The organism is Rufibacter roseus (genome assembly GCF_001647285.1).
Classification (GTDB): domain Bacteria; phylum Bacteroidota; class Bacteroidia; order Cytophagales; family Hymenobacteraceae; genus Nibribacter; species Nibribacter roseus.
On sequence record NZ_LRML01000003.1, the window covers coordinates 104,624 to 119,360 of the forward strand.

Annotated in this window: 14 protein-coding genes; 9 read left to right on the forward strand and 5 right to left on the reverse strand. The window is 47.5% G+C overall.

Annotation, left to right across the window (positions count from 1 at the left end; genetic code table 11):
• Together fabF and A8O23_RS04465 are read right to left on the reverse strand one after the other, a co-directional pair.
• Positions 1-1,254 carry a beta-ketoacyl-ACP synthase II gene (gene fabF / locus A8O23_RS04460; protein ID WP_066617286.1) on the reverse strand — a complete coding sequence of 418 codons (1,254 nt, stop codon included), beginning with the start codon at positions 1,252-1,254 and terminating at the stop codon, positions 1-3.
• Positions 1,255-1,331: 77 nt separating this feature from the next.
• Positions 1,332-1,568 (reverse strand): acyl carrier protein, encoded by a 237-nt coding sequence (locus A8O23_RS04465; protein ID WP_048919546.1) that lies wholly within the window; start codon positions 1,566-1,568, stop codon positions 1,332-1,334.
• Between the two features lie 177 nt (positions 1,569-1,745).
• Between A8O23_RS04465 and A8O23_RS04470 the strand changes: the two genes are divergently transcribed.
• Positions 1,746-2,171 (forward strand): IPExxxVDY family protein, encoded by a 426-nt coding sequence (locus A8O23_RS04470; protein WP_066617287.1) that lies wholly within the window; start codon positions 1,746-1,748, stop codon positions 2,169-2,171.
• A gap of 3 nt (positions 2,172-2,174) precedes the next feature.
• Positions 2,175-3,605: a pyruvate kinase gene (gene pyk, locus A8O23_RS04475; protein ID WP_066617288.1), complete on the forward strand. Its 1,431-nt coding sequence runs from the start codon at positions 2,175-2,177 to the stop codon at positions 3,603-3,605.
• Between the two features lie 316 nt (positions 3,606-3,921).
• Here the strand turns inward: pyk and rpsT are convergent, their stop codons facing one another.
• A complete protein-coding gene (gene rpsT / locus A8O23_RS04480) occupies positions 3,922-4,179 on the reverse strand; it encodes a 30S ribosomal protein S20 (RefSeq protein ID WP_066617290.1) in 258 nt (85 codons plus the stop codon).
• 217 nt (positions 4,180-4,396) lie between these two features.
• Between rpsT and A8O23_RS04485 the strand changes: the two genes are divergently transcribed.
• From A8O23_RS04485 to A8O23_RS04510, 6 genes are all read left to right on the forward strand, one after another.
• Positions 4,397-4,816, forward strand: a complete 420-nt coding sequence (locus A8O23_RS04485; RefSeq protein ID WP_153042072.1) for a hypothetical protein — start codon at positions 4,397-4,399, stop codon at positions 4,814-4,816.
• Between the two features lie 138 nt (positions 4,817-4,954).
• Positions 4,955-6,067 (forward strand): cytochrome-c peroxidase, encoded by a 1,113-nt coding sequence (locus A8O23_RS04490; RefSeq protein WP_066617296.1) that lies wholly within the window; start codon positions 4,955-4,957, stop codon positions 6,065-6,067.
• Positions 6,068-6,466: 399 nt separating this feature from the next.
• Positions 6,467-7,234, forward strand: a complete 768-nt coding sequence (locus tag A8O23_RS04495) for an MbnP family protein (protein ID WP_066617302.1) — start codon at positions 6,467-6,469, stop codon at positions 7,232-7,234.
• Complete coding sequence (locus A8O23_RS04500) at positions 7,234-8,328, forward strand: cytochrome-c peroxidase (RefSeq protein ID WP_066617305.1); 1,095 nt, start codon at positions 7,234-7,236, stop codon at positions 8,326-8,328. The genes A8O23_RS04495 and A8O23_RS04500 overlap by 1 nt, the downstream gene beginning before the upstream one ends.
• A complete protein-coding gene (locus A8O23_RS04505) occupies positions 8,325-9,347 on the forward strand; it encodes a transporter (protein ID WP_066617307.1) in 1,023 nt (340 codons plus the stop codon). The genes A8O23_RS04500 and A8O23_RS04505 overlap by 4 nt, the downstream gene beginning before the upstream one ends.
• Before the next feature lie 116 nt (positions 9,348-9,463).
• The gene (locus A8O23_RS04510) at positions 9,464-9,880 is read left to right on the forward strand and encodes a BrxA/BrxB family bacilliredoxin (RefSeq protein ID WP_066617311.1); all 417 of its coding nucleotides are present in this window, start codon (positions 9,464-9,466) and stop codon (positions 9,878-9,880) included.
• A gap of 118 nt (positions 9,881-9,998) precedes the next feature.
• Here A8O23_RS04510 and purD read toward each other — a convergent pair whose 3' ends face one another.
• Together purD and recQ are read right to left on the reverse strand one after the other, a co-directional pair.
• Positions 9,999-11,303, reverse strand: coding sequence for a phosphoribosylamine--glycine ligase (gene purD / locus A8O23_RS04515; protein WP_066617314.1), 1,305 nt, complete (start codon positions 11,301-11,303; stop codon positions 9,999-10,001).
• Positions 11,304-11,520: 217 nt separating this feature from the next.
• Positions 11,521-13,701 carry a DNA helicase RecQ gene (recQ, locus tag A8O23_RS04520; protein WP_192849032.1) on the reverse strand — a complete coding sequence of 727 codons (2,181 nt, stop codon included), beginning with the start codon at positions 13,699-13,701 and terminating at the stop codon, positions 11,521-11,523.
• A 67-nt stretch (positions 13,702-13,768) separates the two neighbouring features.
• Between recQ and A8O23_RS04525 the strand changes: the two genes are divergently transcribed.
• A complete protein-coding gene (locus A8O23_RS04525; RefSeq protein WP_066617317.1) occupies positions 13,769-14,737 on the forward strand; it encodes a KpsF/GutQ family sugar-phosphate isomerase in 969 nt (322 codons plus the stop codon).

Consider the following 14,737-nt stretch of genomic DNA (forward strand, 5'->3'; position numbering starts at 1 on the left):
TTAATCAACGAATTTGCGGAAAATAACCGAGGTGTTGTGACCGCCAAACCCAAAGGTATTGCTCAAGGCAATGTTTACATCCCGCTTCTGCGCCTGATTAAAGGTGAAGTTCAACTTAGGGTTAAACTCCTCATCATCGGTGAAGTGGTTGATGGTAGGCGGCACAATTCCGTTCTGAATAGCCAAAATAGACGCAACGGCCTCAATGGCACCGGCAGCTCCCAGTAAGTGTCCGGTCATGGACTTGGTAGAGCTGATGTTCAGGTTGTAGGCGTGCTCGCCAAAGACATGTTCAATGGCTTTAGACTCTCCTACGTCTCCTAATGGGGTAGAAGTACCGTGCACGTTAATGTAGTCTACCTCCTCAGGCTTTATACCCGCATCTTTCAACGCATTTTGCATTACGTTGCGTGCACCCAATCCGTCAGGATGAGGGGCCGTGATGTGGTAAGCATCGGCAGACATACCGCCGCCAATAATCTCGGCATAGATTTTAGCGCCACGGGCCTTCGCGTGCTCGTATTCTTCCAGCACAATAGCCGCAGCACCTTCACCTAACACAAAACCGTCACGGTCTTTGTCGAAAGGTCTTGAGGCGGTTTCAGGTGAGTCATTACGCTCTGAAAGGGCTTTCAAGGCGTTGAACCCTCCTACACCGGCTTCAGTAACCGCAGCTTCAGAACCACCGCTCATGATCACATCGGCCATACCCAAACGGATATAGTTGAAAGAATCAATAAGAGCATTGGTAGCAGAGGCACAGGCAGAAACGGTCACAAAATTAGGACCTCTGAAGCCGTACTTAATAGAGATATGACCGGCGCTGATATCGGCGATCATTTTAGGAATGAAGAAAGGGTTGAACCTCGGGGTACCGTCGCCGTTGGCAAACGCCACACATTCCTCCTGGAAGGTGCGTAAGCCGCCAATGCCAGAACCCCAAATTACCCCAATGCGGTCCTTGTTAAGCGACTCATCATCCAAACGTGCATCTTGCACAGCTTGGTCCGCCACAATGACAGCAAATTGAGAAAAGAGGTCCATTTTACGGCCCTCTTTTCTATCAAAATACTGATCAGGATGATATCCTTTTACTTCGCAGGCAAACTTGGTCTTAAACTTTGAAGCGTCAAACCGTGTAATGGGGGCAGCACCGCTAACACCATTCACCAAACCGTCCCAATATTCAGAAACAGTTATACCCAAAGGGGTAATTGCACCAAGGCCAGTTACTACAACTCTCTTAAGCTCCATACGCTGCTAGTAGAGGAAAGAACCTGTATTAATAAGGTAATTTTGGATCAAATAAAGGAAAGAAAGGGGGAAGAAGACTATTTTGCGTGCTCTTCCAGGTAGCTGATCGCTTGGCCTACCGTTGCAATGTTCTCAGCCTGATCGTCTGGAATAGAAACATTGAATTCTTTCTCGAATTCCATGATCAATTCTACAGTATCAAGAGAGTCGGCACCCAGGTCGTTTGTAAAGCTAGCCTCAGGCGTCACCTCAGATTCTTCAACGCCTAATTTATCGATGATAATAGCTCTTACTTTTTCTGCGATTTCTGACATTTTTTTAGAAGTTTTTTAAAACACAGTGCAAAGAAATGGATTTAACGACACAATGTCAAACAAATTACACGCAATAGTTTTATTCGCACACTTTTCTCACCAGTATACTTGAGTTTCCAATTCCCTTCTTTAAATTGCCAACCCAACTAAAAAACCAAAGTCCGCACACCGCAACCCATGAAATCTTTCCGCTTAGATGTAGAGTATGATTATGATTTCGACCTATATGGAGTTGTATCTTCCAGCAAAGAGCATACTCTTGCTTGGGCTCTTAACAAGTATTTCCGAATCAGATTGATCAAGCAGGCAGACTTGTGCATTGATTTTCTGAACAAAGGCCGGCTAGTTATTTCAAATTATCTACACCGGGCCGAACACGGCACCTTTCGGTTGTTCCGCAACCGTTCTGTTGGTGTCAGCACGCTGGCCTCCCCTTTTCTGGTACCAGACATTAAGGAATATGACTATGTCATTCAGGTGACTGGTGGGCTGAACCAATTTCAGCAAGGCCTCTTGAAAACCTTGAATGCCGTGCCTTTGGTGCAGTACGTCCGACCTTTTGACCCACAAAGCTTACGATATAAAGAAAACCTTCTTTTTTAGACCATGGTTACTCATTTTAACAAAACTAAAATAATAGCAACGGTTGGCCCGGCCAGCAACTCACCTGAAGTTCTTCGTGCTCTTATTACTGAAGGGGTAGACGTGTTCCGTCTTAACTTTTCGCACGGTTCACATGCAGACCATTTAAAGGTAATTGAGCATGTTAGAAAGATCAACGAAGAACAAAACCTGAACATCTGCCTTCTGCAAGATTTACAGGGACCTAAAATCCGCATTAACGATGTAGTTGACGGAGCCGTGGAAATTGTTCAGGGTCAACGCTTGAAAATTGTTTGCGACAAATCTATTGGTACGGCAGACCGTCTTTCTACCAGCTATACCCGCCTGGCACAAGACGTAAAGCCTGGTGACGCCATTTTGATTGATGATGGTAAACTAGAGGTAACCGTGATCAGTACTGACGGTGACATGGAAGTAGAAACTGAAGTTGTATATGGTGGTGTGGTGAAGCCTCGCAAGGGTATCAACTTACCAGACACCGTGGTTACTGCCCCGTCTCTTACTGAGAAAGACATTCAGGACCTGCATTTCGGGTTAGATAATAATGTGGAGTGGATTGCGCTCTCTTTTGTAAGAAAAGTAGAGGATATACATGAGATCAAACGCATTATTGCTGAGCGTGGCAAAGACACTCGCGTAGTTGCTAAGATTGAGAAGCCGGAAGCCATTCGGAACATCGATTCTATCATTGCCGCTACTGACGCAGTGATGGTGGCCCGTGGTGACCTGGGTGTGGAGATAGGGATGGAGGAAGTTCCTATGATCCAGAAAATGATTGTAGAGAAATGCAATGCGTTAGGCAAGCCTGTGATTGTGGCTACCCAAATGATGGAAAGCATGATCACCAGTCCCCGCCCAACCCGCGCCGAAACCAACGACGTGGCCAACGCGGTAATGGACGGAGCTGACACTTTGATGCTTAGCGCTGAAACAGCTGCCGGTATGTACCCTATTGAGACCATCCGGAGCATGAACCGCACCATACAGTCAGTAGAATCTCAGGCAGAGGTATTTCACCGGAACTTTGTATTCAACCCTGAGTCTCAGACTTTCTACAATGACACCGTGGTAGCTAACGCCGTAGGCCTTGCCCGCGACACCGATGCCCGCGCCCTCATTGGTTTGACGAAATCAGGGTATACTGCTTTCCAGTTGGCGAAACACCGCCCGAAAGCCAATATCTTTATTTTCACTGATAACCGCGTTTTATTGAACACCCTTAACTTGGTGTGGGGAATCAGAGGATATTATTACGACCGCTTTGTTTCTACCGATGATACCATCAATGATCTTAAAGATATTTTGGTGAAGGAAGGACATTTGGTGGAAGGAGACGTTTTCATCAACATAGGTTCTATGCCAGTGATGGAGAAGAAACGTGCCAACATGATCAAGCTCAGCATTGTGCGGTAAGTACTAAAAAATCCATAAAACAAAAGCGCGCTACTGTAAAGTAGCCGCCGCTTTTGTTTTATGGCAAATCTTCTATCAACTCTATGCCGTCATATTAATTTTAACAGCAATTAAATCTACTAATTCAGACAGAGCCGCTTTGATTCATTAAGAATGCCCAACCTCCCCCCTTTGACTTCTGAGCAAACCGAGGCGGCTCCTAGATATTGAGGCAGAAGTTGACAATGACTCCATGTAGCAGAACCAGCCTTGTACAACACAAAAAGCCTTGCACAAGGCAAGGCTTTTGAAAATCCTGTAAAGAAACTACCTAAAATTAGGCAGCTAATGTATTTACGAAGCGAGCCAATTTAGACTTGTTGTTAGCCGCTTTGTTTTTATGGATCACGTTCTTCTTGGCCAACTTGTCCAGCATACCAGATACCGTCTTAAACAGTTCTTGCGCCTCGGCTTTGTCGGTTGTGTTTCTTAAACGCTTTACAAAGGTACGGGTGGTTTTCGCCTGATAGCGATTCAGCAAGCGTTTAGCGTTGTTAGATCTGATTCTCTTTAATGCTGACTTATGGTTAGCCATGGTTTACAGTGAAATATATAAATGCTTTTGACTCTAGTTCTAAATGAGTTTGCAAAACTACGAGGTTGCCCGCAAAATTGCAAGAAACTGTTCGCAAAAATAATATCATCCTTTTATCTGCGCATCAGAAAGTGCTTTCCAGCGGCTTCAGGATCTTTGCAGTGCAAAGGTAAAGTTTCTATGCCTACTGTACTATATTTGCGCCAGTGAATTTACCATGGCACCTCTTCCCATCTTACATCGTCCGTATCTAAAGGAGCACCGCTGGTGCTCTGCAGCACCGGTATGGGCATTGTTGGTGCTGTTTCTACTCCATTCCTTTTCTTTTACATTAATTCATGCCGGATTTAGTTTAAATCAGGCTTACATAGCTAAAAAGCTGTGCGAGAACCGTGACAAGCCTCAACTCAAGTGCGAGGGCCGCTGTGTGCTCATTAAATCTCTGAAGAAAGCGGCTCAAACGGAGCAAGACTTACGTGTGCATCTGAAGCAACTTTCTTTCGACTTTACCGCGGCAGAGAGCTTAACTGGCATTGCTCCTTGTTTCGCGGCCTCTTCCGCCAAGTATATTATCTCCAGCAGCCTTGGTTTGCCGGAGGCTTATTCCCCTTCCCTTTACCATCCGCCGCAGGCCTAGGCTTTTTTCTGAGCAAGTACAGGCTTCCTTCTCCGCTTTAGGCGAGAGGGTTGTTACGTTTTTGGCCTGTTTTTGGAAAACGAGCTAAAAAACAGGCAGCTGTACAGAATCTTTTTCTAAGAGCGTTAAGAAAATACCATGCGCACAATTCAACAAATTTCATGTTGGGTGTGGGCGGCGGTCGTGTGCCTTTTCTGGAGCTGTGGTTCAGATCCTGCCCAAAAAGAACCAGACACCACCTATCCCGCCCCCAAACCTTATAACCTTGAGCTGCCCCGGCGCTTTGGGGCAACGCAAGCTCTTCCGGCAGACAATCCGCTCACCGAGGAGGGCGTAGCCCTTGGCCGCCAGCTGTTCTATGAGAAGGCACTTTCGTTAAACAACACCATGTCTTGCGGCAGCTGCCATAAACAGGAACTTGCCTTTACCGACGGGCAGGCCTTAAGTAAAGGGGTTAGTGGTGTTGCCGGCACCCGCAGCGCTATGTCACTGGCTAACCTGCTGTGGGTTTCTTCCTTTAATTGGGACGGCGGTCCTAAAACGTTGGAAGAGCAAGCCCGCATTCCGCTGGAAAGCCCTATTGAGTTGCACCAGAGCGTGGCTGTAGCCGCCACTAAGCTTCAGGCAACCGAGCAGTATCCGGTTTTGTTTGAGAAGGCGTTTGGCAAAGGGCCAATCACCGAAGATAAAATTCTGAAGGCGCTGGCTCAGTTCACACGCACCCTCATTTCCGCAGACTCTAAGTTTGACCGTTATCAGGAAGGGAAAGCCAACCTGACGACTCAGGAGTTGCTGGGCATGCGGCTCTTCCTAACGCACCCAGACCCTAATGCCCGGCTGCGGGGCGGCAACTGCGGCGACTGCCACGGCGGCAGCTTACAGACTTTCAACACCTTCCACAACAACGGGTTAAATGCCGCGCCCAAAGACGCAGGCCGTTGGCTGGTGACTGGGCTGGAGAAAGACCGCGGAAAGTTCAGGGCTCCCTCATTACGGAACATCGCCCTGACGGCACCTTACATGCATGATGGGCGCTTTAAAACGCTGCAGGAAGTATTGGACCATTATAACGAGCACGTTAACCTGCGCGACCCGAACATAGACCCGCTCATAGCCGAGGCCGTGAATGATTTCGGAGCTGAATCTCTTGGACTAACCGCTGAGGAGAAACTGCAAATCATTGCCTTTCTGCACACACTTACGGATGAGTCGTTTATCGTGAACCCAAAGTTCTCAGACCCAAATAAGTGATGCAGAAATGTAGCATAGGGCACCACAGTGATTACATTTTGCTCTAGTGCAACTCAATCTTTTTGGCATCCTGAAAGGATCTTATAGGCAAGCTGTAAAGGCATTGGCTACAACGCTTTTCTAGTACGCCCACAAGTTCCTTTCAGGATGACAGATAGAAATGTAAAGTTGGTGTTTTGGAGCCGTTTTCATAGAAACACTGCTAAAACACCCTCATTACATGGCGCAAGCGTCCGTTTGTGTCCACAGGTATTCCAGACCAGCGAGGTGTGCGGACACAATCGGACACTTGCGCCATGATTGAAAATATGTTTTAGGCCTATTTTTCTAAAAACAGCTTAAAAAAACTTCTTCGGCCATTGCCGATGTAAAATTTGTTTTACCTCTTTAATTAAAACCATGAAATTTTTACCCACTTTATATAAGAAGCTTACTTTTTCACTTACCCTTTTCGCCCTCACATTTTCAGCCATCAGTTGTTCCGAGGATGAGGATGCGCCCGCTGGGGCAAGCACGGTAACGCTGGAGTTCCAGAACCAATTTGAGGGACAGACACTCACGCTAGGGCAGGAATACACGAATGCCCATGGGCACCGCGTGAAATTCAATAGCTTTAGGTATTACATCAGCAACGTGAAACTTTCCCGCCCTGACGGCACCCAGTACGTGCAGCCAGACAGCTACCGCTTGATAGAGCGTACCGATGAGCGAATCAGAGAAAGCTTTGACTTGCTTGAAGTGCCCGCGGGCGCATACACCAGCCTTACCTTCAGCATTGGCGTAGACCCCACCCGCAACCACTCCACAGATCAGGTAGGCGATTTAGACCCCAACCACTTCATGGCTTGGAACTGGGACACCGGGTACAAGTTTCTAGTGGCCGAGGGACAGTATTTCAACACCGCAGAGGCTACGTTCAGGAACTTTATCTACCACGTGGGGCATGATGCCAATTACCGTACCGTCACCCTCAACCTGCCCAGCGGCTGGAAGTTGAACGGACAGGACAAAACACTGGCACTGACGGTAAACGCGAAAACGCTGTTCGGCGGGCCAAACGTAATTGACCTGAGCGCCACCGGCTTCTCTACCATTCATGGCGGAGCTAACGCCGCACTGGTAGCCGATAACTTTCAGCAAATGTTTCAGGTGAAACAAGGTCAGTAATGCGCACCCTCTTCAGCAACAGGCTTAGGCTTTTAACGCTGTTTCTGCCCTTGTTTGTAGCACTGCAAAGTTGTGAGTCGGGTACGGAGGCAGAAGATTCGCTCTCTCCTACTGGTATTGTGCCTGCTGTGCCCGCAAACTTGGGCGAGTCTGTGCCTTATCCTGAGCGGAATCCTTTTACCAAAGAAGGCATTTTATTAGGCCGGAAGCTGTTTTATGACCCCAAACTGTCTGGCAATAATCAAATAAGTTGCGCCAGTTGCCATCACCCAGACAAAGCTTTCTCTGATGGAGTACGTTTGTCAACCGCTGGTGCCTCTGGCAAGCAGTTGCTCCGGAACGTGCCGGCTTTGCAAAACCTAGGCTGGATGCAGGGATGGTTCTGGGACGGCGGCGCCAAAGATGTAGAGTCACTGACGCTGGGACCACTTACGCACCCTGATGAAATGGATCAAAACCTACGGGAGCTGGTTCAAGAGTTACAGACGGACAGGTATTACCCAACGCAATTCAAAGCAGCTTTCGGCAGTGATTCTATTACGTCCGCAATGGTGGCCAGAGCCTTGGCTCAGTTTCAGAGAACGCTAATTTCTGGAAACTCGGCGTATGACCGCTATTCGCGCAGCGAGGCCGGTGCTACTTTAAGCTCCGCTGAGTTACGAGGCTTAGCACTGGTACGTACCCGTTGCGCCCCCTGCCACAGCTCCGATCATTTCACCGATCAATCGTACCGGAACAACGGCCTAGACAATGTATTTTCTGAAGAACATGAAGCTCTGGGGTGGGGCCGTGGGCGGATTACGCACAATTCTGAAGACCTTGGCAAATACAAAGTGCCTACCCTCCGGAACCTGGTGGTCACGGCTCCTTACATGCATGATGGCCGCTACAACACTCTTACTGAAGTGTTAGATCATTACCAGAAAGGCATTGCTCCCTCTCCCACTCTTGATCCGGCTCTGCTTAAACCAGACGGATCTTTGGGCATTTTACTATCAGAGAGAGACAAAGCTGACATTATTGCATTTCTACACACCTTAACTGACCGGGACTTTTTGCAGAACGCTGCATTTGGCCCGCCTCCTCAACCATGAAACCATTTATACTTATACTTTTCTTTTTCCTTTTGACCAGCACCAGTTGGGCTTGTGATGTTTGTAATCTCTATGAATTCCGTCCCGTAGATGCCAAAAACTTCGTGGGTATTTTCTACCGCCACAGTTCGTTCCAAGGTTATCAGGACCTGTCGTTAGAGCGACCTTCCATCTCTACCTCAGGGGCAGTGGCAGCCAAAAACAAATCAAAAGGCTCTGCCGGAGCAAACAGGCGGCATGTGCCCGACGGATCAGAAAAATACCAGGTTTGGCCCTCTGAGAAAGATTATGAGCACTACCAAACGTGGGAGTTCAGAGCCAATTTCCGCATCAAGAACCGCATTAATGTACAGGCGGTGCTGCCGTACCGGGTCATTGACATCTATTACCAGTCAGTGTTTGAGTTTCCGCAACCAGTACGCGACAGCCTGACCACGCTCTCCGGCTTTGGTGATGCCTTGGTCACCGCAGACTATATGCTGTATGGCCAAACCGGTAAGCTCCGGCACATCTGGCGGCCGGGGTTGGGCGTCAAACTTCCGACAGGCTCTTATAAAATAACCGCCCCCAATGGTGAGCGCTATGACGGCGAGATACAGCCCGGCACCAGCGCCTGGGGTTTCCTGTTGAAAGGTACTTACACCCTAGTTTGGGACAATAGATTTGGGGTAGACAACAGCATCAGCCACCAATTCTTCACCAATGGCACCAACGATTATGAATTTGGAGACCAGTTCAATGCCGCCTCTTCTTTGTTCTACGTGTGGCGGAAAGGCAATTGGCAGTTAATTCCCAGGGGTGGGGCCTACGTGGAGGCAGCAGACAGATCAAAAGAGAACGGCGCTAGAATAAAGACTACCGGAGGACACACCCTTTTCGGGACGGCCGGCGCCGATGCGGTTTTCAAAAAAGTCACGCTCACCGCCTCTTGCTTTCAACCTCTTGCCGATCGTTTAAATACTCCGCAACAAATTAATAATGCGGTGCGGTATCAGGTAGGGGCTTTTTACAGTTTCTAGCCAAAGAATTAGTATCACTAGGGAAACCACTTGCTGGGCAGTGGTGTTTTAGCCTTGATTTCGTAATTTTACGCAAGAAACAGAAAGAACCATTTAAATTACTGATAATTATGGCAATGTACCCTGAATATATGGTGGCCCCTATCCGGGAAGACCTCACCTCGGCTGGTTTTGAGCAACTAATGACGCCTGAAGAAGTTGAGAACGTGTTAAACCAAAAAGAAGGCACTGTGCTGGTGGCTGTTAACTCAGTATGCGGTTGCGCCGCTGCCAAAGCCCGCCCAGCCCTTAAAATGGCAGTAGCCAGTAGCGAGAAAAAGCCTAGCAGATTGGTGACTGTTTTTGCAGGTATGGAGACCGAAGCCGTGGCTAAAGCCCGTGAGTTCATGCTTCCATATCCGCCGTCTTCACCGTCTATTGCGCTATTCAAAGACGGCGAATTGGTGCACGTAATTGAGCGCCACCACATTGAAGGCAACGATCTTACCCGCATTGTAGACAATCTGCAAGGCGCTTTTGCAGACCACTGCTAAGCTGCGGCCATCAATAAAACAGGAACCCTGACTTATGTAAGTCAGGCGTTCCTGTTTTAGGGCTATATTCTGAAAATTAGGTTTAAAACAGCTTATGGGCTCTGTCTCTAAAAAGATATTATAAGCTGGAAGCCAAATACTGTTTTAGATCAAAGCCAATGTCATGGCGGAAGTAGCGGCCCTGCCATTTAATATAGGTAGCAGCCAAGTTGGCTTTCTGCAGCGCATCTTCCATATCTTCACCCAGAGCGGTTAAGGCAATTACACGCCCCCCGTCCGTTACCACCTGCCCCTCCTCGGTAAGTTTGGTGCCGGCATGGAAACAGAGCGTACCCTCTGGTAACTCTTTCTCCAGGCCTTGAATTTCTTTGCCCTTCTCGTAGTCTTCCGGATAACCTCCTGACACCAGGAAAATAGTAGTGGCGGAGCGGGGGTCTATTTCTAGCTGGAACTTACCCAACTCATGATCATGCAGAGCCTTGAACAACTCAAACAGATCTGATTTAATTCTTGGCAAGATAGCCTCCGTTTCCGGATCGCCCAGGCGTACATTGTACTCAATCACATATGGATCGCCGTTCACGTTCATCAAACCTATGAACAGGAAGCCAGTGTATGGAATATTATCTGCCTGAAGTCCGCGTAAAGTTGGTTCAATTACCTGCTCACGCACTTTACCCATAAAAGCCTCATCAGCAAACGGAACCGGTGAAACAGCTCCCATGCCACCGGTGTTCAAACCTGTATCACCTTCGCCAATGCGCTTGTAATCTTTGGCCTCTGGCAGCAACACATACTCTTTGCCGTCTGTTAAAATAAAGGCTGATAGTTCAATGCCTTGCAAGAATTCCTCTATCACCACTTTGTGCCCGGCAGCACCGAACTTCTGGTGCAGCAACATGCCAGACAAAGCTAAACTGGCTTCTTCAAAGTTTTGAGCAATTACCACCCCTTTCCCCGCAGCTAATCCATCGGCTTTCAACACCACTGGGTAAGAGTGCCCTTTCAGGTAATCTACTGCCTGGTCATGCGTATCTGCTGTAAATGTTCTGTAGCGGGCAGTTGGTATGTTGTGCTTGAGCAAGAACTGCTTTGAGAAATCTTTGCTGCCTTCCAGCTGTGCTCCGGCTTTGCGAGGCCCAACTACCAGAATGTTTTTTAGGTATTCTTTCTCGGCAAAATAATCGGCAATGCCTTCTACCAATGCAGCCTCCTGCCCTACTACCACCATCATGACATTGAAGTCAGCAGCAAACTTGGCCAGCTCCTCAAAGTTGGTGATAGAAATATCTACGTTGGTGGCAATTTGGGCAGTTCCGGCATTACCGGGAGCTACAAATATTCTTTCAGCGTAAGGGCTTTGGCTCAGCTTCCAGGCAAGGGCATGTTCTCTGCCGCCTGAGCCAATGATCAAGACGTTCATATAAAATTAGGTTTGACGCAATAATTTCTTGCGCGTGACACATCAGAAAGGTCTGCTGTTTTTGGCGCATTTACAAGAAAACAGGGCAAAAACAGATTTTCCGCTCTTCCAATTCAGAAGAACCAATTTCCTGACCTTTCTTTAAGCAAGGAAAGCAATCTGAATTGATAACAAAAAAGCAGGCTGTTACACCTGCTTTTCTTTATGCTGCTCAAAACTAGTTTGCGTACTTAGACAGGAATTTAATCCGCATCAGACGCAAGTCATCTTCAGTATAGTCATCGGTGCCCAACTCTTTAATAGCCATGGCCATGTTGTCTGAAGAAGCCGTCATGAAGTAATCAATCACTTCCTGCTGGCGGTCATCGTCTAACACATTATTAATATAATAGTCTAGGTTCAGCTTTGTACCAGAATAACAAATGTGCTCAATCTCCTCAATCAGTTCAGGCATGGTGATTCCCTTAGAGCTGGCAATCTCCTCCAGGTCCATCTTCTTGTCTATCTGCTGAATGATGTAGATTTTGAGTTTTGACTTGTTCACCGTTGACTTCACTACTACATCAGCGGCAGTCACAATGTCATTCTCTTCTACGTATTTGGCAATCAGCTCCAGGAAAGGCTTTCCAAACTTTTGCGCCTTACCCATACCCACCCCGGCAATGTGCGAGAGGTCTTCTTTGGTGGTTGGGTACGTGGTGGCCATTTCCTTGATAGAAGGATCCTGGAACAATACGTAAGGCGGCAGGTTCATTTCTTTGGCCAGCTTCTTGCGCAGGGCTTTCAGCATGTCAAACAGAACCTCGTCATGCCCGGCCGCAGCCTGACTTTCCTCTTTTTCTTCGTCTTGCTTCACTTCCTCGTCAAAGTTGTGATCTTTGGCAAACTTAATAGAATGCGGGCTTATTATGAAGTTTTCCCCTTTCTGAGTAATTTTCAACGTCCCGAAATTCTCGATATCCTTCTCCAGGAAGTCGAACAGCAGGGCCTGACGAATAATAGAGTGCCAGTATTGTGGCTCTTGCTCTTTACCAGCGCCAAATACTTCCAGCTCATGGTGGCTGTAACTGTCTACGTGCTGGCTTTTCACCCCAATCAGCACATTCACCAAATGGTCAATGGCAAAGCGTTGGTTTGTTTGCACTACTGTTTTTAAGGCCAGCACCAGTTGTTCTTGTGCCTCAAACTTCTCTTTAGGGTGTACGCAGTTGTCACAAAAACCGCAGTCTTTGTCATATTGTTCGCCAAAATAGTGGAGTAGCTGGCGGCGGCGGCATACGGCTGAGTCAGCGTAAGAAGCCATTTCCTGCAACAAAAGCTTTGAATTATCGCGCTCAGTCACGGGCTTGTCTTTGCTGAATTTCTCCAGCTTTACAATATCATCATAGCTGTAGAACATGAGGCAGTTGCCCTCTAAGCCATCACGACCGCCACGTCCTGTCTCTTGATAATAGCCTTCAATAGATTTAGGGGTGTCATAGTGAATGACAAAGCGAACGTCTGGCTTATCAATGCCCATACCAAAGGCAATGGTGGCCACAATTACGTCTGCTTCCTCGTTCAAGAAAGCGTCTTGGTTGGCCATACGCACGTGTGAGTCGAGTCCGGCGTGGTACGGAAGAGCCTTCACATCATTCACGCGCAACAGCTCGGCAATCTCCTCTACCTTCTTGCGGCTCAGGCAGTAGATAATACCGCTCTTGCCTTTATTTTTTTTGATGTACTGAATTAGCTGCTTCTTCGTGTTGTGCTTTGGCCGAACCTCGTAATACAAGTTGGTACGGTTAAAGGATGATTTAAACACCGAAGCATCATCCATCTGAAGGTTCTTCTGGATATCCAGCTGTACTTTTGGCGTGGCCGTGGCCGTAAGCGCAATAATTGGCAGATTACCTATGTTGTCAATAATTCCGCGGATTTTACGATACTCCGGACGGAAATCATGTCCCCACTCAGAAATACAGTGAGCCTCGTCAATGGCCACAAATGAAATTTTGGCCTGACGTAAAAAGTCCAAGGTGTCTTCCTTCGTAAGTGACTCTGGGGCCACATACAAAAGGCGCACGTCTCCGCTTACTGTCTCCCTCTTCACTTTATTGATCTCTGCCTTTGACAAAGTGGAGTTCAGGAACTGTGCGTTCACCCCGAAAGCGTTCAGCTGGTCAACCTGGTTTTTCATGAGCGCGATGAGCGGCGAAATCACAATAGCCGTACCCTCCATAGCCAAAGCCGGGAGCTGGTAGCAAAGTGATTTTCCGGCACCGGTAGGCATGATCACAAATGTGTTCTTGCCCGCCATTATGTTCTGAATAATGGCCTCTTGGTTTCCTCTAAATTGACTATAGCCGAAAACTTCCTTTAATTTGTTTTTTAAAAAAGAATCCTGTTCTACTAACATTATGGGTCTTGTTTTTGCAAACAAGGTTTAGAATTGTTTTTGTTGTCTTGTCTAACACAAATTTAACTTGAATATCACGAAAAATATCATAAGCATCGCAAAAAAAGTGTTGCACGAAGAGGCAGCGGCGGTGCTTAAGCTGGCGGACTATCTAAATGAAGATTTTGACCGCTGTGTACAAGCCATTTTAGCCATTAGAGGCCGCGTGGTGGTAACCGGAATTGGTAAGAGCGCTAACATTGCCAGTAAAATGGTAGCTACGCTTAATTCTACCGGAACCCCCGCCATGTTTATGCACGCCGCCGACGCCATACACGGTGACTTAGGCATGATTCAGGAAGATGATTTTGTCATATGCCTCTCTAAAAGTGGGAATACACCAGAAATCAAGGTATTGGTTCCTTTATTAAAGCGCAAAGGCACTCAATTGGCGGCCTTGGTCTCAAATATAGATTCTTACCTGGCGCAGCATGCCGATTTTGTTTTGAACGCTACCATAGAGCGCGAAGCCTGCCCCAACAATCTGGCTCCCACTACCAGTACCACCGCCCATTTAGCCCTTGGCGATGCTTTGGCCGTTTGCCTGTTAGAATCGCGTAACTTCAGCAGCGAAGACTTCGGCGCCCTTCACCCCGGTGGGTCTTTGGGCAAGCGTCTTTACCTGAAGGTTGATGACATTTACACCCAGAACGCGGCACCCAAAGTAAACATTGAAGCCAATCTGAAAGAAATCATCATTGAAATTTCGTCTAAACGATTAGGAGCCACCGCCGTTTTAGGAAATGCAGGTGACTTAGTGGGCATTATTACTGACGGGGATTTACGCCGCATGCTTTCAAACTTTGATAATCTTGCAAATATTAAAGCAGCTGACATCATGACGCCGTCTCCGCTCACCATAGATTGTGAGGCCTATGCGGCAGAGGCGCTCAGCATTATGCAGCAAAGGAATATTACCCAGTTAATTGTGGTGAAATCCGGTAACTTTGCTGGATTCGTGCACCTGCACGATTTATTGAAAGAAGGATTAGTATAG

What these genes read in the sequence shown, in the direction of transcription:
- fabF (WP_066617286.1), bottom strand. Translation starts at nt 1,254, where the DNA reads ATGGAGCTTAAGAGAGTTGTAGTAACTGGCCTTGGTGCAATTACCCCT.
- A8O23_RS04465 (WP_048919546.1), bottom strand. Translation starts at nt 1,568, where the DNA reads ATGTCAGAAATCGCAGAAAAAGTAAGAGCTATTATCATCGATAAATTA.
- A8O23_RS04470 (WP_066617287.1), top strand. Translation starts at nt 1,746, where the DNA reads ATGAAATCTTTCCGCTTAGATGTAGAGTATGATTATGATTTCGACCTA.
- pyk (WP_066617288.1), top strand. Translation starts at nt 2,175, where the DNA reads ATGGTTACTCATTTTAACAAAACTAAAATAATAGCAACGGTTGGCCCG.
- rpsT (WP_066617290.1), bottom strand. Translation starts at nt 4,179, where the DNA reads ATGGCTAACCATAAGTCAGCATTAAAGAGAATCAGATCTAACAACGCT.
- A8O23_RS04485 (WP_153042072.1), top strand. Translation starts at nt 4,397, where the DNA reads ATGGCACCTCTTCCCATCTTACATCGTCCGTATCTAAAGGAGCACCGC.
- A8O23_RS04490 (WP_066617296.1), top strand. Translation starts at nt 4,955, where the DNA reads ATGCGCACAATTCAACAAATTTCATGTTGGGTGTGGGCGGCGGTCGTG.
- A8O23_RS04495 (WP_066617302.1), top strand. Translation starts at nt 6,467, where the DNA reads ATGAAATTTTTACCCACTTTATATAAGAAGCTTACTTTTTCACTTACC.
- A8O23_RS04500 (WP_066617305.1), top strand. Translation starts at nt 7,234, where the DNA reads ATGCGCACCCTCTTCAGCAACAGGCTTAGGCTTTTAACGCTGTTTCTG.
- A8O23_RS04505 (WP_066617307.1), top strand. Translation starts at nt 8,325, where the DNA reads ATGAAACCATTTATACTTATACTTTTCTTTTTCCTTTTGACCAGCACC.
- A8O23_RS04510 (WP_066617311.1), top strand. Translation starts at nt 9,464, where the DNA reads ATGTACCCTGAATATATGGTGGCCCCTATCCGGGAAGACCTCACCTCG.
- purD (WP_066617314.1), bottom strand. Translation starts at nt 11,303, where the DNA reads ATGAACGTCTTGATCATTGGCTCAGGCGGCAGAGAACATGCCCTTGCC.
- recQ (WP_192849032.1), bottom strand. Translation starts at nt 13,701, where the DNA reads ATGTTAGTAGAACAGGATTCTTTTTTAAAAAACAAATTAAAGGAAGTT.